The 21,997-nt window shown below is 64.2% G+C and carries 15 protein-coding genes; 13 read left to right on the top strand and 2 right to left on the bottom strand.

The annotated features are described in order from the left end of the window. Positions 1-18 precede the first annotated feature (18 nt). The 4 genes from M3I53_RS23890 to M3I53_RS23905 all read left to right on the top strand — a co-directional run bounded on the left by M3I53_RS23890 (position 19) and on the right by M3I53_RS23905 (position 6,748). Complete coding sequence (locus M3I53_RS23890; protein ID WP_254318314.1) at positions 19-1,254, top strand: MFS transporter; 1,236 nt, start codon at positions 19-21, stop codon at positions 1,252-1,254. 336 nt (positions 1,255-1,590) lie between these two features. Next, a complete protein-coding gene (locus M3I53_RS23895) occupies positions 1,591-2,835 on the top strand; it encodes an ABC transporter substrate-binding protein (RefSeq protein WP_254318346.1) in 1,245 nt (414 codons plus the stop codon). After that, positions 2,832-5,792 carry an EAL domain-containing protein gene (locus tag M3I53_RS23900; RefSeq protein ID WP_254318315.1) on the top strand — a complete coding sequence of 987 codons (2,961 nt, stop codon included), beginning with the start codon at positions 2,832-2,834 and terminating at the stop codon, positions 5,790-5,792. The genes M3I53_RS23895 and M3I53_RS23900 overlap by 4 nt, the downstream gene beginning before the upstream one ends. A gap of 176 nt (positions 5,793-5,968) precedes the next feature. Continuing rightward, a complete protein-coding gene (locus tag M3I53_RS23905) occupies positions 5,969-6,748 on the top strand; it encodes a hypothetical protein (protein WP_254318316.1) in 780 nt (259 codons plus the stop codon). Between the two features lie 32 nt (positions 6,749-6,780). Here M3I53_RS23905 and M3I53_RS23910 read toward each other — a convergent pair whose 3' ends face one another. Beyond that, complete coding sequence (locus M3I53_RS23910) at positions 6,781-7,572, bottom strand: 3-hydroxybutyrate dehydrogenase (RefSeq protein ID WP_254318317.1); 792 nt, start codon at positions 7,570-7,572, stop codon at positions 6,781-6,783. Between the two features lie 24 nt (positions 7,573-7,596). After that, positions 7,597-8,997 carry a GntP family permease gene (locus M3I53_RS23915; protein WP_254318318.1) on the bottom strand — a complete coding sequence of 467 codons (1,401 nt, stop codon included), beginning with the start codon at positions 8,995-8,997 and terminating at the stop codon, positions 7,597-7,599. Between the two features lie 354 nt (positions 8,998-9,351). On the opposite strand from M3I53_RS23915, the gene M3I53_RS23920 reads away from it, so the two are divergent. The 9 genes from M3I53_RS23920 (at position 9,352) to M3I53_RS23960 (ending at position 21,967) form a co-directional block, all read left to right on the top strand. Continuing rightward, complete coding sequence (locus M3I53_RS23920; protein ID WP_254318319.1) at positions 9,352-10,809, top strand: sigma-54-dependent Fis family transcriptional regulator; 1,458 nt, start codon at positions 9,352-9,354, stop codon at positions 10,807-10,809. Positions 10,810-11,032: 223 nt separating this feature from the next. Continuing rightward, positions 11,033-11,923 carry a ribokinase gene (gene rbsK, locus M3I53_RS23925; RefSeq protein ID WP_254318320.1) on the top strand — a complete coding sequence of 297 codons (891 nt, stop codon included), beginning with the start codon at positions 11,033-11,035 and terminating at the stop codon, positions 11,921-11,923. Between the two features lie 8 nt (positions 11,924-11,931). Beyond that, entirely contained in the window at positions 11,932-12,330 is a 399-nt protein-coding gene (rbsD, locus tag M3I53_RS23930) for a D-ribose pyranase (protein ID WP_254318321.1), read from the top strand. Between the two features lie 19 nt (positions 12,331-12,349). Beyond that, positions 12,350-13,849 (top strand): sugar ABC transporter ATP-binding protein, encoded by a 1,500-nt coding sequence (locus M3I53_RS23935; protein ID WP_302057812.1) that lies wholly within the window; start codon positions 12,350-12,352, stop codon positions 13,847-13,849. A gap of 43 nt (positions 13,850-13,892) precedes the next feature. Further along, complete coding sequence (locus M3I53_RS23940) at positions 13,893-14,852, top strand: ABC transporter permease (RefSeq protein ID WP_254318323.1); 960 nt, start codon at positions 13,893-13,895, stop codon at positions 14,850-14,852. 106 nt (positions 14,853-14,958) lie between these two features. Beyond that, a complete protein-coding gene (gene rbsB, locus M3I53_RS23945; RefSeq protein ID WP_254318324.1) occupies positions 14,959-15,924 on the top strand; it encodes a ribose ABC transporter substrate-binding protein RbsB in 966 nt (321 codons plus the stop codon). Between the two features lie 195 nt (positions 15,925-16,119). Then, complete coding sequence (locus tag M3I53_RS23950; protein ID WP_254318325.1) at positions 16,120-17,151, top strand: substrate-binding domain-containing protein; 1,032 nt, start codon at positions 16,120-16,122, stop codon at positions 17,149-17,151. 29 nt (positions 17,152-17,180) lie between these two features. Further along, positions 17,181-19,142, top strand: a complete 1,962-nt coding sequence (locus M3I53_RS23955; protein WP_254318326.1) for an amylo-alpha-1,6-glucosidase — start codon at positions 17,181-17,183, stop codon at positions 19,140-19,142. Between the two features lie 101 nt (positions 19,143-19,243). Further along, positions 19,244-21,967 carry a glucosidase gene (locus M3I53_RS23960; protein WP_375542570.1) on the top strand — a complete coding sequence of 908 codons (2,724 nt, stop codon included), beginning with the start codon at positions 19,244-19,246 and terminating at the stop codon, positions 21,965-21,967. Positions 21,968-21,997: the final 30 nt, after the last annotated feature.

Here is a 21,997-nt window from a genome sequence, read left to right on the forward strand (position 1 = left end):
CAAAACAGTCATAGAAACATGAACGACCGCTCTCCCAATCTCGCGCCCGCGCCGCTCGAAGAGACGACACTGCGCCAGTGGTTGTCTGTCTTTGCCGTGGCGATCAGCGCATTCGCGTTCGTGACGTCCGAATTCCTGCCGGTCGGTTTGCTCACCGAGATCGCCCGCGACCTCGGCGTGACGCCGGGTACTGCCGGACTCATGGTGACCACGCCGGGCGTCATGGCGGCGATCTTCGCGCCGGGCCTGATGATGTTTGCCGGCCGCATGGACCGGCGGAAGGTATTTCTCCTGCTCACGGCCATGTTGCTCGCGTCGAATATCGTTTCCGCGCTCGCTACGAATTTTGCGCTCATGCTGGTTGGCCGCGCGATGCTCGGCGCGGCGCTCGGCGGCTTCTGGACGCTTGCGACCGCAGCGGCGGGCCGCCTCGTGCATACGAGTGACGCCCCGCGCGCAACGGCGATCATCCTGACCGGCGTGACCTTCGCGACGGTGATCGGCGTGCCGCTCGGCACCTTTATCGCGGGTTTCGCGTCGTGGCGCATGTCGTTTTTCGTGACGGGCGGCCTCGTCGCGCTTGCGCTCGTTGCGCAGGCGTTGCTGGTGCCTACGCTTCCTTCCGCGGCCGCATTGCGTCTTGCCGATTTCGCCACGCTGCTGCGCCGCTCGCATGTGCGTCTGAGCATGCTGATGGTGGCGCTCGTGTTCGGCGCACATTTTTCGACGTACACGTTCATCGCGCCGCTGCTTCAGCAGGACTTCTCGATGAGCGCCATCACGCTGCTGCTGCTCGCATTCGGCGTGATCGGCTTTTTCTCGAACGCGCTGACTTCGGCGGTCGTCGCCATGCGCCTGAAGTCCGCCGTGGCCACGATGACGGCGCTGCTGTTGTGCGCGCTCTCGGCGATGATTTTGCTCGACCACGTGCGAATTGGCGAGATCGCGGCGATGCTGATGTGGGGCGTGGCGTTCGGCGCGATTCCGCTGTGCTTCTCCGTGTGGATTCAGCGCGGCACGGCCGATCTTGCCGAAGCGGGCTCGGCGATGTTCGTGAGCGTGATCCAGGTGGCGATTGCGCTTGGCTCGTCGGTGGGTGGCACGATCGTGGACCGTGCGGGCATCCGTGCCGATCTGGTGCTCGGCTGTGCGCTCGCCGTCTTCGGGCTCGTGACGCTGCAGCGGCTTGCGGCAATGGAGCGGCCGGCGCGGGTCGCGGCGCTCGAATGCGAATGCAGCCCGTCGCTCGATTGAAACCATTGAAACGATCGAAGCGGGAGCGACGCAAGGCGGCGAGCCATCGACCTCGCCGCGCCGCGTTCTGGGTCTGCGCAAAGAGACCTGATGCCATTGCACCACGTTAGCGCATCGCGCCGCGCTAACGTTTGCGAACGGCCGTGATCGTTCCTCCGCAAGGCTCGCCAATTATCGCGTGCCACGCTCACGCGTAACCCCCTCAAGTGACGCCCGGTTTCGGCCGATATGCAAGATGGTTCCCCTGCGTTCCGCAGGGCCCGCCATTCCCGAACTGAAAGCGAGCGTTACGTGCACGGAATCAAGTTTGCCTGGCTGTGGTCTGGTCTGATCGGCATGCTTTTGCTCCTGGGTTGCGAACAGCAGAACGGCGCCCAGAGCAGCAAGGCCGCGCCGGCACGGACTACCATTACCGCGCTGATCTGGGCGCCGGACTGGCCGGAGGAGATGCTCCAGATCGCCGCCGAGTTCGACAAGCTCAATCCCGATCTGCACGTGAACGTGCAGTTCATGGTCGGCAACTCGGTCGAGCAAAACATCAAGCCGCGCGTGGCGGCGGGCACGCTGCCGGACCTCGTCAGCATCAATCCGAACGCCTATGCCGCGGAGCTGGCCGACCAGGGCGTGCTCGCCGACGTCCGCCAGAGCGCCGCATGGAAGAAGATGCTCGATCCGCTCAAGGCCGACTGGACCAGTCGCGACGGCAAGGGTTTCGGCGTTTCGGGCGGCGTGGCGACGACGATGATCTATTACAACCGCGCCATGTTCGCGAAGGCCGGCATCGACACGCTGCCGACGAATTTCGATGAGTTTCTGGCGGTGTGCGCGAAACTCAAGCAGGCGGGCATGATTCCCGTGATGTGGAGCGGCGGCTTTCCGAACATGCTCGGCAACGGGCCCTTCGCTTCGGGCTTTGCCAATAAGGTGGTCGCGCACGAGCCCCACTGGAAAGAGAAGATGGCGGACGGCACGCTGAACCTCGACACGCCGGAGGTGGCCGATATCTTCGCCAAAATCGCATTGATACCGGAGCGCGGTTACGCGCAGCCGTCGTTCATGACGACGGGCTACGACGAGGGCATTCGCCTTTTCAAGGAAGGCAAGGTGGCGATGGCGTTCCAGGGCAGCTGGGCCGCCGGGCTCATGCTGCATGGAAACGATTTCTCGGTGGGCGTGTTCGTGCCGCCATGGAACGCGCGCGGCGAACGTGTCGTGCCGGTGCTCGGCAGCGAAACGGGCTTTGCCGTTTGCGAAACGCCCAACAAGGCCGCGGCCACGCGTTTTCTGGAATTCATCGCGGGCAACGGGTTTCCGCTGCTTCAGAGGAAACGTCACAACATTTCGCCGTTCCAGCAAGGCATGGGCACCGTGGTGAGCGACGTGGAGATCGTCGACTACACGAACGCGGTCGGCCGTTATCCGGTCACGGCAAGCCCCTATTATTCGACGCTTCCTTCCAATACGATTGAGTTGGTGCATGAATTGATGCAGGATGTGCTGCTCAGGAAAATTACACCCAGGCAGGCTGCGCAGCGCCTGGACATCTCGGTCAAGACTGAAGCGAAGATGCACTACAAATGAATGCAATCTCCGCACTGCTGCGACGCGCTTTCGACTACCTCTGCCAGGATTTGCTTCGGCGCGTCGAGATCCGCTATCGACTGATTGCCGCTTTCATTCTGTTGGCGCTGTTGCCCATTATCATTTCGGGCTGCATTTCCTATGTGAAGTCGGTCGCGGCGATCAAGGAAAATGCGGAGATATTCTCGAAAGAGGTGGTAAGTCAGGTTTCGAGAAATGTCGAGTTGCGCATGCATGAGATCGAAACGGAAAGCAATCTTCTCGTGCTTTCGGACCGGGTCCAGAGCGCGCTGGCGAGAGCGGCGAGTGGCAGCGCCAGCGAGCAGAGCGAGGCGCGCGAGGACATGACGCGTTTGCTGCTCGAGCATTATGGATCGGTCGATTTCATCAACCAGAAATATTTGCTCGACCAGAAAGACCGGATTCTGGATACGCAGGCATTTGCGCAGTTGACGTCGGGTGTCACGGCGCTCGTCGGCATTGCCGAAGAGTCGCATGAACGCACTTACTGGGGCAGCTACGACGACGGCGTCGGCCAGCAGAACCTGGGGATGGTGCGCGCCATCTACAACAAGAGCGACAACGCGAAGATCGGCAGTCTGGTTCTGGTCGTTCGCCCCGAATACTTCTCGACGATTTTCAACGATGTCGCGACGGGCAGCGGAACGGAGATTTACGTATTCGATGCGAGCGACAACCAGATCATCGTGGTTCCGAATCACGCGTCGTCGCCGAACCCGGGCGCCGCGCCCGAGCCTGGCCTGATCGAGGACATTGCGCGCCACCGCGTATCGGGCGAGTCGAGCCGGTTCGTCAATTTCGCGGCCAAGCGCGGCGGGCATTATCTCGCCGCCTACGCGCGCATTCCCGGCACGAGCTGGTTCGTGGTCAGCACGATCGCTGAGAAGAACCTCACCGCGGAGGCACAGGCCGTACGCAACCAGATCGTGGTGGTCGGCATCTCCGGGTTTCTGCTTTCCATTTTCCTTGCCTACTTTATTTCGTACAGCATTTCGGCGCCGCTCCAGGACCTGGTGCGCCGCATGCACGACACTGGCGAGGATGCCGGCGCCGTCGAGGACGATGGCAAGGACGGGGAAGGCCCGCTTGGCGGACCGGACGAACTGGCGCGGCTGGCGCAGCGTTTCGAGCGCATGCGCACGGCGATCAGGCAGAAGATTCACAAGATCAACGAAATTAATGCGTCGCTCGAACAGACTGTCGTCGACCGAACGGCCGAACTCGTCGCCCGCGAACGGGAGTCGCGCACGCTGATCGAGAATTCGCCCGATACAATCACGCGATATGATCGCGAGTTGCGCCGCACCTTCGCCAATCCGGCCTTTTGCACGTCGGCGGGATGCGATCTCGCCAGTGTGCTCGGCAAGCGGCCTTCGGAGCTTCCCGGCGGGGCCAATGCGCTGGTCTACGAAAGGAAGATCGCTGACGTCATCGCGACCGGAAAAAGCTCGCAGTTCGAACTGCGGTGGGCGGGAAAGGACGGGCAGGAACAATGCACTCACATTCGCATCACGCCTGAGATCGATCGCTCCGGCCATGTCACTTCGGTGCTGGCAGTCGGTCGCGACCTCTCCGACCGGATGGCGTTCGAGGCGACCATCTGGAAGCAGGCCAATTTCGATGCATTGACGGGTCTGCCGAACCGGCAACTCTTTCACGATCGTCTCACCGAGGAGGCCGCGCTCGCGCGCCGTTCGCAGAGGCGCGTGGCCCTGATGTTGATCGACCTCGACCGCTTCAAGGAGGTCAACGACTCGCTGGGGCACGACCGCGGCGACGTGCTGCTGATCGAAGCCGGGCGCCGTATCAGCGCGTGCGTGCGCAATCTCGATACCGTCGCGCGACTGGGCGGCGACGAGTTCACCGTGATCTTGCCCGACCTCGAAGACATGGAAGCGGTCGAGCAGACCGTGCGCAATATCAATCGCAAACTGACTGAGCCGTTCAAGCTCGGCGCGGACGAGGTCTACATTTCGGCGAGCATCGGCGTCACCGTTTTCCCCGACGACACGGTCGAACTCGACGCGTTGTTCAAGAACGCCGACCAGGCCATGTACGCGGCCAAGAACGCCGGGCGCAACCGCTTCAGTTACTTCACGCCGGACATGCAGCTGGAGGCGGAAACGCGCTTGCGCCTGACCAGCGACCTGCGTTCAGCGCTGCCTCGCAACCAGCTTCGGCTGGTTTATCAGCCGGTCGTCGACCTGGCAACGGGGCGGGTCTGCAAGGCGGAAGCCCTGTTACGCTGGCTGCATCCCGAACGCGGCATGATCAGTCCGCTGGAATTCATTCCGCTGGCCGAAGATACCGGCCTCATCATTCCCATCGGCGACTGGGTGTTCAGGCAAGCCGTGCAGCAAGCGCGAGTATGGCGGGAGCAATACGATCCGTCGTTCCAGATCAGCGTGAATATGTCGCCGGTGCAGGTCCGCCAGGACAGCACGGTCGGCGTGCGGTGGCACGGCTATCTCGATCGCGAGGGCATGCCGGGGCAAAGCGTGGTGGTGGAGATCACCGAGGGGCTGTTGTTGCAAGCCGAATCGAATATCGACGAGCGGTTGCTGGATTTCCGTCTCGCGGGCATTGGCATTTCCATCGACGACTTCGGCACAGGCTATTCCTCGCTGGCCTATCTCAAGCGCTTCGACATCGATTACCTGAAAATCGATCGCTCGTTTGTTCAGAACCTCAGCGTGGACGAAAACAATCAGGTGCTCTGCGAGGCGATGGTGGTCCTTGCGCACAAGCTGGGAATCCAGGTCATCGCCGAAGGCGTGGAAACCGTCGAGCAACGGGATTTTCTCAAGTCGATGGGCTGTGATTTCGCGCAGGGGTATTTGTACTCCAGACCGATCGAACCCGAGCAGTTCGAACAGGTGGTTTGGCCATTGATCGCAGCAGACGCGGCCGGCGAGCAGGAGCGTAGCGATAGCTAACGAATCGATGCGGCAGCATCGTATCGGCTCACTGCGAAACGATCCGAAATAGCCAGCCAGCATATAAATCGACACGTTCAGGCGATCTGTACGAAGACGTACGGAACACGAAAGCTTTATCCCTCAGTCTACGGTCTGAATTGACCGTGTGCCCGTATTCTGCGCGAGGGACCGCAATGAACGTGCTGGACGATGAACGGCCGCTAGATGAATTCGTGCGGGTAGACGTGCCGAGTGCGCAGGCGCTCGCTCAGTCGATGGACGACGACGGCGTGGGTGTCCTTCGCGACATCGTGCCAGCCGACATGCTCACGAAGCTGCGCAGCGGGGTAGCCGAACTGGTGGGGCAGCAAGGCGCCCGATACTTTGGCTTTAGCGGGGCGCAATGGGTAACGGGCACCTGTCTCGCCCCACTATTCGAAGACTCGGGGCTGCACGCGTTGTTGCGTCAGCTATATGTGCGCAAGATGGGGACGCTGCCGCCGAGCGAGCGGATTTATCCGGTGATGCGCGTGCTTTCGGGAAAACAGGGCGTCCGTCACTCGAACAATTTCCACTACGACTCGTACGCCATATCGATCCTGCTGCCGATTCTGATTCCCAATGACCCGGGCGAACTGGCAGGCCATCTCGTAATGTTTCCGAATCTACGGAATGCGCGGCGCTTTGCGATCGTCAATATCGTCGAGAAGGCGATCGTGGAAAAACTGCTCGCGCGGTTCTGGCGCTCATCGCGTGTGCAGAAATGGTTTTCTGTGAAGGTCGTGACGTTGCAGCCGGGTAACCTTTACTTCATTTGGGGCTTGCGCTCGCTGCATGCGAATCAGGCCTGCGCACCTTCCAGCATTCGATGCACGGTGCTGTTTCACTTCGGCGACCCGCACGAAAACAGTGTTTTCAAAGGGCTCAGCCAACGGCTGCACGCCATGAAGCTGCGGCGCATGGCGCGCGATTGACGCGTTGTACGTCGCTCGCGCGCCGCCGCTTTTTACTGCGCGAGCCAGCCTCCATCCACCTTGAGTTCGGCGCCGCGCATTTCGTTCGCCGCTTCCGAGCACAGGAAGGCCGCTACGCCGCCGATTTGCTCGACCGTCGCAAAGCTTGCCGACGGTTGCTTTTCGCCGAGCAGTTTCAGCGTGGCGTCTTCGACGGAAATGGCATCGCGGTGGGCCAGGTCGTCGATCTGCTTCTGCACGAGCGGAGTGAGCACCCAACCCGGACAGATCGCATTGACGGTCACGCCGCTGCGGGCGGTTTCCAGTGCGGCGACCTTGGTGAGCCCGATCACGCCATGCTTGGCCGCGACATAGGCCGACTTGCCGACCGAACCCACGAGCCCGTGTACCGAAGCGATATTGATCACGCGTCCCCAACCCGCTGCGCGCATGATGGGAAGCGCCGCGCGCATGGCGTGAAACGTCGCGCTCAGATTGATCGCAATGATCTGATCCCAGCGCTCCGCCGGAAAGTTTTCGATCGTTTCGACGTACTGAATGCCCGCGTTGTTGACGAGAATATCGAGGCCGCCGAATGTGCTCGCCGCGAAAGCCACGAGAGCTTCGACCTCGGCGGGGCGGCTCATGTCCGCGTTGTGATGCACGGCGCGCACGCCGGCCGCTTCGATTTGCGCGAGCGCTGCCGCCGGATCGCCGAAACCGTTCAGGACGATATTGGCACCCGCGCGAGCCAGCGCCGTCGCGATGCCGAGACCGATGCCACTGGTCGAACCGGTGACGACGGCGGTTCTTCCGGCGAGAGAGAGCGTATTGGGGAGATTCATGGGTGGGCCTGGTGTCGTTGCCGGTTAGACGATGCCGGTCAGGTAGAACACGGCGATGACGAAGAAGACCGCGAGCGTTTTGATGATCGTCACCGCAAAGATGTCGCGATACGACTCGCGGTGCGTGAGGCCCGTGACGGCGAGCAGCGTGATGACCGCGCCGTTGTGCGGCAGCGTATCCATGCCGCCGCTCGCCATCGCCACCACGCGGTGCAGCACTTCCATCGGAATGTGCATGGCCTGTGCGGTCTTGATGAACGTGTCCGACATGGCGGCGAGCGCGATGCTCATGCCGCCCGACGCGGAACCCGTGATACCCGCGAGCGCCGAAACCGAAACGGCCGCATTCACGAGCGGATTCGGAATGGCCTTGAGCGCATTGCCGACCACGAGGAAGCCGGGCAGTGCCGAGATCACGCCGCCGAAGCCATACTCGGATGCCGTATTGAGCGTGGCGAGCAACGCGCCGCTCACTGCGGTTTTCGTGCCGGTCGCAAAGCGTTCCTTCACGCGGCCGAATGCCGTCACGATGACGAGCAGAATGCCGAGCAGCAGTGCGCCCTGCACGGCCCAGATGGCGACAACGCTTTTCACGGCCACCGTCACGGGCGCGTGCATGCCGGGCAGCACGTCGGGCGCGACGGTGAAGCTTTCGCCGTACCACTGCGGAATCCACTTCGTCAGCAGGAAGTTGGCGACGCCAACGAGCACGAGCGGAGCGATAGCCAGCGCCGGATGCGGCAGGTTTCCGGTCTCGACGCGCTCCGGTTCGTTCACGAGCGACGTGCCATAGCCTTCGCCCTTCGCCATGGCGCTGCGGCGGCGCCATTCGAGGTAGGTGAGACCGACCACGATGATGAAGATCGAGCCGATTACGCCGAGCCAGGGTGCGGCCCATGCGGTGGTCTTGAAGAACGTGGTGGGAATGATGTTCTGGATCTGCGGCGTACCCGGCAGCGAATCCATCGTGAACGTGAACGCGCCGAGCGCGATCGCGCCGGGCATGAGGCGTTTGGGAATGTTGCTCTGGCGATAGAGTTCGGCGGCGAACGGATACACGGCGAACACCACGACGAAGAGCGAGACGCCGCCGTACGTGAGCAGCGCGCACACCGCGACGATCACGGCGTTGGCGCGCGAGCGGCCAATGTAGCGGATCGCGGCGGCTACGATCGCCTCGGAGAAGCCCGATAGTTCGATAACCTTACCGAATACGGCGCCGAGCAGGAACACGGGGAAGTAGAGCTTGACGAAGCCGACCATCTTTTCCATGAAGATGCCGGAAAACACGGGGGCGACGGCGGAGGGATCGATCAGCAGCACGGCGCCCAGTGCGGCGATGGGCGCAAAGAGAATGACGCTGTAGCCGCGGTAGGCCACGAACATCAGGAACGCCAAAGCGGCGATCACAATCACAAAGGACATCTTGTCTCCAGTTGGTTTATTCGTGCAGGTCTGTTTGTTGTTCGCGCGCGCCGAAGCCGGCGCGTCCGCGCATTAGAGCACGATATGTGCCAGCGGCTTGTGAGCCTTGCGGGAGGCGGCGCGCAAACGGGCGGCGCGGCGCACGGGCGTGCGCCGGAATGGTTGCGGCGGCGGCGCGTCTCAAAACTGAGACGGATTCGGCGCAGAAGCGCGCCGTCGGGAGCAAATCCACGCGCAAAGCCGGGAAATTTCAGGAGACGTGGCGCAATCTCATTTCTGAGATAATGCGTCCCGCAAATGAGAATCCACTGGTCGTGACGGGCTACGTCAGGCCGCGACCCAAAAAAATACCGAATGGAAATCGAAACGACCGCGCTGCTGGCCGACTACGACCACGTGCGCAAGCTGGCGATGCAATCGCTCTTTCAATCGCTCGACAAGTTCAGCGAAGGTACCGTGATCGTCGATCGCAACGCGCGCGTGGTCTGGATCAACCAGCACTACGCGGCGCGCTTCGGCTTTGACGACCCCACGGCCGTGATCGGTCTCGATTGCGAAGCCGTCATTCCGAACAGCATGATGCGCGACGTCGTGAAGGGGGGCGAGCCCATCCTGCTCGACATTCTCGAGACCGACCGCGATCCGATCGTCGTCACGCGTTTGCCGATCAAGGACGACAACGGCGAAACGATCGGCGCCGTCGGCTTCGTGCTGTTCAACGAACTCAAGGGACTGTCGCCGCTCTTCAGCCAGTACGCGCGGCTGCGAGCCGAACTGATCAGCACGCGCCAGTCGCTCGCGCAGGTGCGCCGCGCGAAATACAGCTTTTCGAGCTTGATCGGCACGAGCGCTGCAAGCCTCGAAGTGAAGCGCCAGGCGCGCCGGGCCGCGCGTCTCGCGTCGCCGGTGCTGTTGCTGGGCGAAACGGGCACGGGGAAGGAGCTGCTCGCGCACGCCATACACGGCGCGTCCGGACGCGCGGACAGTCCGCTCGTGACGGTGAACGTCGCGGCGATTCCCGACACGCTGCTGGAACTGGAATTCTTCGGCGCGGAGGCGGGCGCGTACACGGGCGCAGAGCGCAAGGGGCGCATCGGCAAGTTCGAATTGGCCCAGGGCGGCACGCTCTTTCTCGACGAGATCGGCGACATGCCGCTCGCGCTGCAGGGAAAATTGCTGCGGGTTTTGCAGGAGCAGGAGTTCGAGCCGCTCGGCTCGAATCGCATCGTGCGCACCGACGTGCGCATCATCGCGGCGACCTCGGCGGATCTGCCCGCGCTCGTGGCGCAGGGCCGGTTTCGCGCGGACCTCTACTATCGCCTCAACGTGCTGATGATTCGCGTGCCGCCGCTGCGCGAACGCCTGGCGGACATCGAGGCGATGGCGTATTCGATTCTCGACAAGCTCGCGGTGGAAAGCGGCGCGGGGCATCTCGAACTCGACAAGGATGCGCTCGCGGTGCTGTGTGCGTATGGCTGGCCGGGCAACGTGCGCGAGTTGCGCAATACGCTCGAGCGCGCGGTGCTGCTATCGGATAGCGAGCGCATCGATGCGCGCTCGCTCGCGCGCTTCATCGGCGATGGGCGCGGGCAGCGCCGGGACGAGGAGGGGGCCTCTCAGCACGATACGCAGGACGACACCGGCGTGCAGCAGCATCAGCAGTACAACGAAGCAATGCGCGATTACGAACGTCGCTTCCTGGCCGAAGCGTTGCGCGCGGCCGGCGGCCAGGTGACGAAAGCCGCCGCGCAGATCGGCATGGCGCGCGCGACGCTATACCGGCGCATCGTCGCGCTAGGTATCGACGTGTGATGCGCAAGGATCGCGTCACGGGCCCCCCCGCCGGATTCGCATAGCGCCGGTGCCCCGCTCCGGCTGGCCGTCAATAATCGGGGACATATTCTTCTGCGCATCCGGTTATACCCTGGGTCTATTTCACCTGCCTGAGGACTCTGGTATAACTGCGCTCCCAAGCTGATTACGTTTTAGCACGGCAAAAAACCGCAGGCGCGGCAAGCCGTCGAAAGGGAGTGCAATGGCGCGCGTAGTGGTGGTGGGCAGCATCAACATCGACATGGTCGTCACGACCGACACGTTTCCCCGGCTCGGCGAAACGCTTTTCGGCACGCGTTTCTCGACCCATCCGGGCGGCAAGGGCGCGAACCAGGCGGTCGCGGCGGCGCGTCTTGGCGCCGAGGTGACGATGATCGGTTGCGTCGGCGCCGATGCGTTCGGCGGCGAGATGAAAGCGACGCTGGCGCGCGAAGGCGTCGATATCGCGCATGTGAGCACGGGTCGCGAGGCGACCGGCATCGCGTCGATCACGCTCTCGGGCGGCGATAACGCGATCATCGTCGTGCCCGGCGCGAACCACGAGCTTTCGCCCGAGGACATCGACCATGCAAGTGCTGCGATCGCCGAGGCCGACGTCGTGCTCGCACAACTCGAAGTGCCCTACGCAACGGTGCTGCACGCCGCGCGGCGCGCCCGCGAACACGGCAAACCATTCTTTCTCAATCCCGCGCCCGCAGTCGAACTGAGCGGCGAACTGCTCGAGCTGACTACGCTGCTCACGCCCAACCAGCATGAACTCGCTACCGCCCTGCAAACGCCGGAAGGCGCGTGGGCCGAGGTCATCGCGCGCTCGCCTGTGCGCATCGCCATGACCCACGGTAAAGACGGCGCGTACTACGCCGACGCCAATGGCGCGCTCGTGCATCAGCCGGGATTCCCGGTCGAAGCCGTCGATACGACCGGCGCCGGCGACACCTTCAACGGCGCGCTCGCGGCGTTCTGGCATCTCGGCATTGGCGAGGCCGTGCGGCGCGCGAACGCGGCAGGCGCGCTCTCGGTGACGCGCGCCGGTGCGCAGGGCGGCATGCCCACGCTTGCCGAACTCGAAGCCTTTCTGAACACGCAAGTCTGAGATTCGCAGTGAAAAAACACGGACATCTGAATCGCGACATCGCACGCGTGCTCGCGCGCATGGGCCACACGGACAGCCTCGTGATCGCCGATTGCGGGCTGCCCATTCCCGACGGCGTGGAATGCATCGACGTTTCGCTCGCGGTGGGCGTGCCCGACTTCTTCGCCGTGCTCGACAGCGTGCTCGCCGACTTCAAGGCCGAGCGCGCGGTGTTCGCGAGCGAGGCGCAGACGCATAACGCGGCCGTGGTGGCGCGCAGCCGCGAGATGGCCGCCACGCACATCGCCGTGGAAAACGTGCCGCACGAAGAATTCAAGCGCCGCTGCCGCGAGGCGAAGGCGGTGATCCGCACCGGCGAATGCAGTCCTTACGCGAATGTGATTCTGCATTCGGGCGTGATCTTCTGAGAGGTCCAGGATGCAAGTGATGATGCAGGGGATCGGCAAGGCGTTCGGTCCGGTTCGAGTGCTCGAAGGCGTCGATTTCCGCATTGAGGCGGGTGAGATCCATGCGCTGATGGGCGAGAACGGCGCAGGCAAATCGACGCTCATGAAGATTCTCAGCGGGGTTTATCAAGCCGACGCAGGCGAGATCCTCGTGGACGGGCGCGCGGTGCAGATCCGCAGCACCGTCGAGGCCGAACGCGCGGGCATTGCCATCATTCACCAGGAATTGAACCTCATCCCGCAGTTGACGGTGATGGAGAACCTGTTCCTTGGCCGCGAGCCGAGCCGCTTCGGCATGGTCGATGTCGCGACGATGCGCACAGAGGCGCGCAAGTGGCTCGACAAGGTCGGCGCGCAGCGGATCGATCCGCAGACCGAAGCAGGGTTGCTCTCGATCGGTCAGCAGCAACTCGTGGAGATCGCCAAGGCGCTGTCGCTAAATGCGCAAGTCCTCGTGATGGACGAGCCGACCGCCGCGCTCACGAATCGCGAGATCGAAACGCTGTTCGAGATCATGCAGTCGCTAAAGGCAAGCGGCGTGGCGATTGTCTACGTTTCGCACCGCATGGAAGAGATTTTTCGCGTGTGCGACAAGATCAGCGTGCTGCGTGACGGCCATTTCGTTGGTGAGCGCGCGATTCGCGAGACCGGTTTCGACGAGATCGTGCGCCTGATGGTGGGCCGCGAGATTGGCGAGCGTTTCCCGAAACGCAGCCATGCGCCGGGCGACGTGCGCATGCGCGTGGCGGGTCTGGCGGACGAAGGCCATATCGAAGGCATTACGTTCGACGTGCGCGCGGGCGAGGTGCTCGGTATTGCCGGGCTCATGGGCGCAGGCCGCAGCGAGATTCTGCGCACGCTGTTCGGCGCGAACCGCAAGAGCGCGGGCACGGTCACGCTCGACGGCAAGCCGCTCGAGGTGCGCGACGCGTCCAGCGCGATTGCGGCGGGCATTGGCTTCGTTACGGAAGACCGCAAGCGACAGGGGCTCGTGCTCGGCATGTCGGTGCGCGAAAACGCGACGCTCGTACATCTGGACCAGTACGCCACCCTCGGCTTCGTCAACGAGCGCGCGGAGCGCAGCGCCGTCGACGGTCTCATCAAGCAGTTGCGCGTGCGTACGCGCGACGCCGAACTGGACGTCAAGGCGCTTTCGGGCGGCAACCAGCAGAAGGTCGTGTTTGCGAAGTGGCTGGCGCAGCCGCCGAAGGTGCTGCTGCTCGACGAGCCCACGCGCGGCGTGGACGTGGGCGGCAAGGCGGAGATCTACACGATCATCAATCAGCTGGCCGAGCAGGGCGTGGCCATCGTGATGGTGTCGTCCGAGCTGCCCGAAGTGCTGGCCATGAGCGACCGCATTCTCGTCATGCATCAGGGACGCCAGAACGGCATCTTCGAAGCGGCCACGGCCACCCAGGAACTGATCATGACGGCGGCAGCCGGCGGCCAGGCGAGCGCCGCGCAAGCCGTGGCGGCCTGAGCGAAGGCGCTTACTCATACACTGAAAACTAGCGAGACATGACATGTCGCAAGTGACCCTCACCCCCGGCAGCCGGGCGACGCTGCAAAAGCTCGGACCCTTCGTAGCACTGCTGATCATTTCCGTGGCGCTCTCGATCGTGAGCCGCGATTTCCTCACGCTCGACAACCTGCTCAACGTGATGCGGCAGGCGTCGATCAACGCGCTGATCGCGTTCGGGATGACGCTCGTGATCCTGCTCGGCGGCATTGATCTCTCGGCGGGCTCGGTGCTCGCGCTTTCTTCGGTGATCATCGCGACCCTGCTGAGCGGGGGCACGCCCGCCATCGTCGCGACGCTCGCTGGCCTCGTGGCTGGCGGCCTGATGGGCTTCGCCAACGGTCTCGTTATCAGCAAGGGCAAGGTCGCGCCGTTCATCGCCACGCTCGGTTCGATGACGGTGCTGCGCGGCCTCGCGCTCGTCGTGTCGAACGGCAGCCCGATCAGCAGCTTCAATAGCGACTTCTTTTCGCTGCTGGGCGGCGGCTATGTCGCGCGCCTCGTGCCCATTCCCGTCGTCCTGATGCTCGCGATGTTCGGCGTGTTCTGGGTGCTGCTGCGCAAGACCGTGTTCGGCCGTCATATCTATGCAACGGGCGGCAATGCGGAATCGGCGAAGCTTTCCGGCGTGAAGGTCGATCGCATCCAGCTGTGGGTGTACACGATCGCGGGCGTCATGTCGGCGCTCGCGGGCGTGGTGCTGACCTCGCGCCTGAACTCCGCGCAGCCGACCGCCGGCACGGGCTACGAGCTCGACGCCATCGCGGCGGTCGTGCTGGGCGGCACGAGCCTCACGGGCGGCCGCGGCTGGATCTTCGGCACGCTCGTGGGCGCGCTCCTGATCGGCGTGCTCAACAACGGCCTGAACCTGCTCGACGTGTCGTCGTTCTATCAGCAGGTCATCAAGGGCATCGTGATCCTGCTCGCCGTGCTGATCGATCGCGGCAACAAGAAGTCGTCGTAATACCCAGGCCGCGCCACGCTTCATTCGCCTGGCGCGGCAGTTTGGCATCAATAGGTATCCTGAGGTTTTATCTCCACACACTCCACATATAACGAGGAGGAAGACTATGCATAAGCACAATTCGCCGTCGATTTCGAAACTCTTTGCGGCGCTCGCCGCCGGTTCGCTCGTGCTGGGCCTCGCGGCCTGCTCGAAGGAAGGTCCGGGCAGCACGGCCGATGCTGGCGCGTCGGCTGCGGCGCCGGCTTCGGGCGGCGCGGTCACGGTCGGCCTGTCGATCTCGACGCTCAACAATCCGTTCTTCGTCTCGCTGAAGAAGGGCGCCGAAGACGAAGCGAAGAAGGACGGCGTGACGCTCATCACCGTCGACGCGCAGAACGATCCGGCCAAACAGCAGGCCAGTGTGGAAGACCTGATCGAGAAGAAAGTCAACGTCATCCTGATCAACCCGACCGATTCATCGGCGGTGGCCAACGTCGTGAAGGAAGCGACCAGCAAGGGCATCAAGGTGATTTCGCTCGACCGCAGCGTAAGCGGCGCGGAAGTCAGCTCGCATATCGCTTCGGACAACAAGGCGGGCGGCAAGATGGCTGCCGGTTTCCTCGCTGAGAAGCTGGGTGGCAAGGGCAACGTCGTCGAGCTGCAAGGCATTCCGGGTTCGTCGGCGGCCAACGAGCGCGGCGCCGGTTTCGACGACGAAATCGCGGCAAAGGGCGGCGTGAAGATCGTCACGAAGCAGCCGGCCGACTTCGATCGCGCCAAGGGCCTTTCGGTGATGGAAAACGTCATCCAGAGCAACAAGGACATTCAGGGCGTGTTCGCGCAGAACGACGAAATGGCGCTGGGCGCGGTCAAGGCGCTGCAGGCTGCGGGCCTGAAGAACGTGGCCGTGGTCGGCTTCGACGCCACCGACGACGCGATCGCCGCGGTCAAGGCCGGCCAGATGGCCGCGACCGTCCAGCAGCAGCCCGAACTGATCGGCCAGTATGGCGTGCAGGCCGCGAAGAAGGTGGTCGACGGTCAGCGGGTCGACAAGTTCATTCCGGTGCCGCTGAACCTGTACAAGCAGTAGGCACGTTTTCAGGCGCGCGCGAGCGTAGTACCATCGGACGCGAAGATCTTCGCGTCCGCGCGCGCCGAGAGCGACTGCGCGCCCCGTGCCACACGGGGCGCTTCGTTTTGGGGCTTGCCCCGGCTCGCAGCCGCATCGCCCGCTCTTCGCTCCCGCGTTCACCCGACCCCAACCCACACCTAGCAGGAACGCCGCGTGTCCCAGTTCGAGCGTCTGACTATCGACGACATTGCCCGCCTCGCGGAGGTTTCGCGCACCACGGCCAGCATGGTGATCAACGGCAATGCCGAGCGCTACCGCATTTCGGCGGCGACGGTCGAGCGCGTGCTGCAGGTGGCGAGAGACCACCATTTCACGCCGTCGCAATCGGCGCGCGCGCTGCGCTCGCGGCGCAGCAACACGATCGGCCTCGTGATTCCGGATCTGACCAACTCGGCGCACGCCGCGCTCGCCCAGGCCATGGAATGGCAGTGCCGCGAGCGCTACCGTTATCAGCTCGTGATCGTGACGAGCGACGAAGATCCGGTGCGCGAGACCGAGGGCATCGCGCATCTGGTCGCGCAGCAGGTGGATGGCGTGGTGGTCGTACCGTGCACCGCCGATGCGCCGCGCTACGACAAGTGGGTCAAGCGTCTGCCGATCGTGTTCGCCGACCGCCGCGTGGCGACGAGCGCGATTCCCTATGTGATTACCGACGCCGCCGAAACGGTGGCGGCCCTGGTGGGCGAAACGATCGAGCAGGGCGCGCACGAAGTGGTGTTCTTCGGCGGCCAGCCAGAACTCTCACCGAGCCGCGACCGCCTTGCGGGCTATCGGCTCGCGCTCGAGCGCCACGGCATTGCGGAACAGGCCGACTGGGTCTTTCAGCGCGACTACCAGCGGGAGTCGGGCTATACGCTGATGAAGGCCTGGTTCGAAGCGCACGGGCGCTATCCCGAGGCGCTGTTCGCCGGTTCGATTACGCTGCTCGAAGGCTTGCTGGAGTTCGTCAACGAAGCACACCAGCTCACGCAGGCGCCGGGCTGCGTGATGACCTTCGACGATCATCAACTGCTCGACTGCCTGCCGCTTCGCATCGACGCCATCGTGCAGGACAGCGCTCAACTTGCGGAACACAGCCTGCGTTGCGTATTTTCGCTGCTCGAAGGCGAAGGCGCGCCCGAGTCCATTCAGGTGCCCGCGCAGATCCATTGCCGGCAGCGGCGCGGGCGGCCCGACCTGGGCTAGCCCTGCAGGCAGGTAAACGAGGACAACCGATGACGCGTCTTGACAGCCCTATCGATGCGCAGCGCCTCGACGACGAATGGCTCGAAGCGGACGGCGAGGGCGGATTCGCATCTGGCACCGTCGGCACCGCACGTACGCGCCGCTATCACGCGCTGCTGCTCACGGCTACGCAGCCGCCCACGAACCGCGTGGTGCTAATCAATGGCATCGAAGCCTGGCTCGAGGACGGGGAGCGCAAAACCGCGCTGACGATGCAGCGCTACGCGCCCGATCTGCTCTACCCCGACACCTCGGAGCGCATCGCGAGCTTCGACACGTCGCCGTGGCCCACGTGGCGCTACCGGCTGGACGGCGGCGCCGTGCTCACAGCAGAAGTGTTCGTGGCGAAGGCGAGCCGCGAAACCGTGCTGCGCTGGCGGCTCGAGGCATCGTCCGGCGCTGGCAGTACAGTGCTGAAAGTCCGCCCGCTGATCTCGGGCCGCGACTATCACGGGCTGCACCACCAGAACCCCGCGTTCGATTTCGACGCCCGGATCGACGGCGAATACGTGCGCTGGCAACCGTACGGCGATCTGCCCGCCGTCGTCGCGCGTTCGAACGGCGCCTATACGCATGCGCCGGACTGGTACCGCAACTTCTGCTATACGAGCGAACGCGAACGCGGTCTTGACTGCATCGAGGATCTCGCGACGCCAGGCGTCTTCACGTTCGATCTGCGCAAAGGCGACGCCGTGATACTGTTGCGCGCGCAACCATCATCTAATGCGCCGGACACCTCGTTCGACCGCAATGAAAGCGCGGTGAGCCGCGCGCAGCTGCTCGCCGGCTTCGAAGAAGTGCGCCGGGCGTCGCTGGGCTCGCGCCTGCAGCGTTCGGCCAACGCCTATGTCGTCGCGCGTGGCGACGGCCGCACGATCGTCGCGGGCTATCCGTGGTTCACCGACTGGGGCCGCGACACGTTCATCGCCATGCGTGGTCTGCTGCTCGCGAATGAGCGCTACGAGGAGGCGGGCGCGATCCTGCTCGAATGGGCCGCGACCGTTTCAGAGGGCATGCTGCCGAACCGCTTCGCCGATGCGGGCGGCGCGCCCGAATACAACTCGGTCGACGCATCGCTATGGTTCGTCGTGGCGGTGCACGAGTACTTCGCGGCCGGGAACGTGCCGCCCGAAGCGCGGCATGCGCTGCAATGCGCCGTCGACGCCGTCCTCGCAGGCTATGCGCGCGGCACGCGCTACCGGATCGCGGCCGACCCGCGTGATGGCCTGCTGCGAGCCGGCGTGCCGGGCGTGCAGCTCACCTGGATGGATGCGAAGGCGGGCGACTGGGTCGTCACGCCGCGCATCGGCAAGCCGGTCGAAATTCAGGCGCTGTGGATCAACGCGCTGCGCATCGCCGCGGCATGGAATACGCGCTGGCGCGAGTTCGAGGCGCGCGCCAGCGCCTCGTTTGCCGGGCGTTTTGTCGATCCGTCGACGGGCGCGCTGTTCGACGTGGTCGACGTCGATCACGTGGACGGCACGGCCGACCGCTCGATTCGGCCGAACCAGATCTTCGCGGCAGGCGGCCTGCCGTTCGCGCTGCTCGAAGGCGATGCGGCGCGCCCGGTCGTGGCGCAGGTCGAAGCCGATCTGCTCACGCCGATGGGGCTGCGCACGCTCGCGCCGTCGGACCGCGCGTATCGCGGGCACTACCGTGGCGGCGTGCTGGAGCGCGACGGCGCTTATCATCAGGGCACCGTCTGGCCCTGGTTGCTCGGCCCCTTCGTGGACGCCTGGCTCTATGTGAACGGCGATACTTCGGCGCAGCGCGCGCTCGCGCGCGAGCGGTTCATCGCGCCGCTGCTCGCGCATCTCGACCGCGCCGGACTCGACCATGTTTCCGAGGTCGCCGATGGCGATGCGCCCCACCGGCCAGGCGGCACACCGTTCCAGGCATGGTCGCTCGGCGAATTGTTGCGTGTCCTCAAACGGCTCGGCGGCGCCGGCTAGCCCGCACCTGTAGCGCCGCGCGCACGCCCGGTGGGCAAACCGCGCTAGCATGGGAGACTCGCGGCACCCGCCGTCCCGCGCCCCAATTCAAGGAGATGTCCATGCTGCAGCGCGCCGCCGGCCTTATCCACACCGTTGAAGGCCAACGCCTGTACTCGGCCGATTACGCGCGCTGGCAGCGCTGGGGACCGTACCTCAGCGAGCGCCAATGGGGCACGGTGCGTGAGGATTACAGCGAGCACGGCACCGCGTGGGACTACTTCCCGCACGACCACGCGCGCATGCGCGCTTATCGCTGGGGCGAGGACGGGCTGGGCGGTTTCGCCGACGAGCGGTTGGACTGGTGTTGTTCGCTCGCGCTGTGGAACGGCCTCGACCCGATTTTGAAGGAGCGTCTGTTCGGCCTCACGAATGAAGAAGGCAATCATGGCGAGGACGTGAAGGAACTGTACTTCTACCTCGACAGCACGCCCACGCATTCGTATATGCGCATGCTCTACAAGTACCCGCAGGCGGCGTTTCCCTACCAGGACCTGATCGACGAAAACGCGCGGCGCGGCGCCGGCTTGCCCGAGTATGAAATCCTCGACACGGGCGCATTCGACGATCAATGTTATTTCGATGTGCAGATCGAATACGCAAAGCACACGCCGGAAGACATCGTCATGCGAGTGACTGTCGAGAACCGCGCCGGGCAGCACGCATCGATCGATGTGTTGCCGCAGTTCTGGGCGCGCAACACGTGGTCGTGGAAGGCCGCGGGCGGCAGGCCGTCGCTCACGCTGGTCTCGTCCTCCGGTGGGGAGCACGTCGTCGCGCACTGCGGCACGCACGAGCCGCTCGTAGTGACGGCTGCCGCGAAGGGAGGCGAGCGCGTCGAGTGGCTGTTTTGCGAGAACGACACCAACGTCAAGCGTCTGTTCGGCATGGACGGCGCCGGTCCATTCAAGGACGGTTTCGACGACTATATCGTGCACGGCAACAACGACGCGATCCGGCGCGACGCGGGCACGAAGGCGGCCGCGCGTGTGCATCTCGAGATCGCGGCGCACGGCCGCGCGGTCGTCACGTTCCGCTGGCGTCCGCTGTCCGCGCCGAAGGAGGACGTGGCGCTCGACATCGACGGCCTGTTCGCGCAGCGCATTGCCGAAGCGGATGCGTTCTACGACGCGCTGCAGCGCGACATCGAGAGCGCCGACGCGCGGCTCGTGCAGCGCCAGGCGCTGGCGGGCATGCTGTGGTCGAAGCAGTACTACCAGTACGACGTGAACCGCTGGATGGCAGGCGACCCGCTGCAGCCGACACCGCCCGCCGCGCGCCAGCGCGGGCGCAACGCGGACTGGCGGCACCTGTGCAACGCGGACATCCTCTCGATGCCGGACAAATGGGAGTACCCGTGGTACGCATCGTGGGACCTCGCGTTTCAGGCGGTCGCGTTCGCGCTGGTCGATCCGATGTTTGCAAAGAAGCAGATGCTGCTGCTCGTGAAGGACCGCTACCAGCATCCGAACGGCCAGTTGCCCGCCTACGAATGGGCCTTCGGCGACGCGAATCCGCCCGTGCACGCGTGGGCGGCGTGGCGCGTGTATGAGATCGATCGCGCGATCACCGGCAAGGCGGACCGGGACTTTCTCGAACTTGTCTTCCACAAGCTGCTGCTGAATTTCTCGTGGTGGGTGAACCGCAAGGATGCCGACGGCCACAACATCTTCCAGGGCGGCTTCCTGGGGCTCGACAACGTCGGCATCTTCGATCGTTCGTCGCCGCTGCCGACAGGCGGGCACCTCGACCAGGCGGACGGCACCGCATGGATGGCGGCCTACGCGCTCGATCTGATGCGCATCGCGCTCGAACTCGCGTTCGCGAACCATGTGTTCGTCGATATCGGCGTGAAATTCTTCGAGCACTTCCTGTATATCGCGGGCGCGGTGAGTTGCGACGACGGCTGCGAGACGGGCCTGTGGGACAGCGTTGACGAGTTCTTCTACGACAAACTGAGGCTGCCGGACGGCACCAGCGTGCCGATGCGCATGCGCTCGATCGTCGGGCTGATTCCCTTTTTCGCGGTGCGCGTGCTGGAGGAGCGGGTGCACGGCGGACTGCCGGGGCTGCGCGAGCGGCTAGTCTTCTTCCTCCAGCACCGGCCCGACCTCGCCAGCCTCGTGTCGCGCTGGAACGAGCCCGGCAAGGGCAATTCCTTGCTGCTCTCGCTATTGCGCGGCCACCGGATGAAAGCACTGCTTCGGCGGATGCTCGACGAAGCCGAATTTCTCTCGGACTACGGCGTGCGTGCGCTCTCTCGCGCCCATCTCGACGAACCTTTCGTTTACCGGCACAACAGTTGCGACTTTCGTGTCAAATACCTGCCCGCCGAATCGGACTCGCGCGTATTCGGCGGCAATTCGAACTGGCGCGGCCCGGTGTGGATGCCGGTCAACTATCTGCTGATCGAGTCGCTGTACGAATTCCACCGCTACTATGGCGACGATTTTCGCGTCGAGTATCCGACCGGCTCGGGCAAGAAGCTTTCGCTCGCGCAGATCGCCGACGAGCTGGCGCGCCGCGTCACGACGCTCTTTTTGCTCGACCGCAACAACGAGCGGCCGGTGATGGGCGCGTACCCCGTGCTCCAGGCCGATCCGCGCAGCCGCGATCTCGTGCTGTTTCACGAGTACTTCCACGGCGACAACGGGCGCGGCGTCGGCGCATCGCACCAGACCGGCTGGACAGGACTCGTTGCGCTGATGCTGCAGCCCCGCATGATGAGCCCTTCGGGTAACGTGCCCGTGGCGGGCGAGGTCGAAGAGGCGGAGGCGGTGAAGTGAGAGCGTGTTCGCAGGTGTCGGTTGCGAACC

The organism is Paraburkholderia sp. CNPSo 3272, assembly GCF_024206495.1.
Lineage (GTDB): Bacteria > Pseudomonadota > Gammaproteobacteria > Burkholderiales > Burkholderiaceae > Paraburkholderia.

Bases quoted from the DNA above. Each gene is read 5' to 3' on its own strand.
- M3I53_RS23890 (WP_254318314.1), top strand. From the start codon at position 19: ATGAACGACCGCTCTCCCAATCTCGCGCCCGCGCCGCTCGAAGAGACG.
- M3I53_RS23895 (WP_254318346.1), top strand. From the start codon at position 1,591: ATGCTTTTGCTCCTGGGTTGCGAACAGCAGAACGGCGCCCAGAGCAGC.
- M3I53_RS23900 (WP_254318315.1), top strand. From the start codon at position 2,832: ATGAATGCAATCTCCGCACTGCTGCGACGCGCTTTCGACTACCTCTGC.
- M3I53_RS23905 (WP_254318316.1), top strand. From the start codon at position 5,969: ATGAACGTGCTGGACGATGAACGGCCGCTAGATGAATTCGTGCGGGTA.
- M3I53_RS23910 (WP_254318317.1), bottom strand. From the start codon at position 7,572: ATGAATCTCCCCAATACGCTCTCTCTCGCCGGAAGAACCGCCGTCGTC.
- M3I53_RS23915 (WP_254318318.1), bottom strand. From the start codon at position 8,997: ATGTCCTTTGTGATTGTGATCGCCGCTTTGGCGTTCCTGATGTTCGTG.
- M3I53_RS23920 (WP_254318319.1), top strand. From the start codon at position 9,352: ATGGAAATCGAAACGACCGCGCTGCTGGCCGACTACGACCACGTGCGC.
- rbsK (WP_254318320.1), top strand. From the start codon at position 11,033: ATGGCGCGCGTAGTGGTGGTGGGCAGCATCAACATCGACATGGTCGTC.
- M3I53_RS23935 (WP_302057812.1), top strand. From the start codon at position 12,350: ATGATGCAGGGGATCGGCAAGGCGTTCGGTCCGGTTCGAGTGCTCGAA.
- M3I53_RS23940 (WP_254318323.1), top strand. From the start codon at position 13,893: ATGTCGCAAGTGACCCTCACCCCCGGCAGCCGGGCGACGCTGCAAAAG.
- rbsB (WP_254318324.1), top strand. From the start codon at position 14,959: ATGCATAAGCACAATTCGCCGTCGATTTCGAAACTCTTTGCGGCGCTC.
- M3I53_RS23955 (WP_254318326.1), top strand. From the start codon at position 17,181: ATGACGCGTCTTGACAGCCCTATCGATGCGCAGCGCCTCGACGACGAA.
- M3I53_RS23960 (WP_375542570.1), top strand. From the start codon at position 19,244: ATGCTGCAGCGCGCCGCCGGCCTTATCCACACCGTTGAAGGCCAACGC.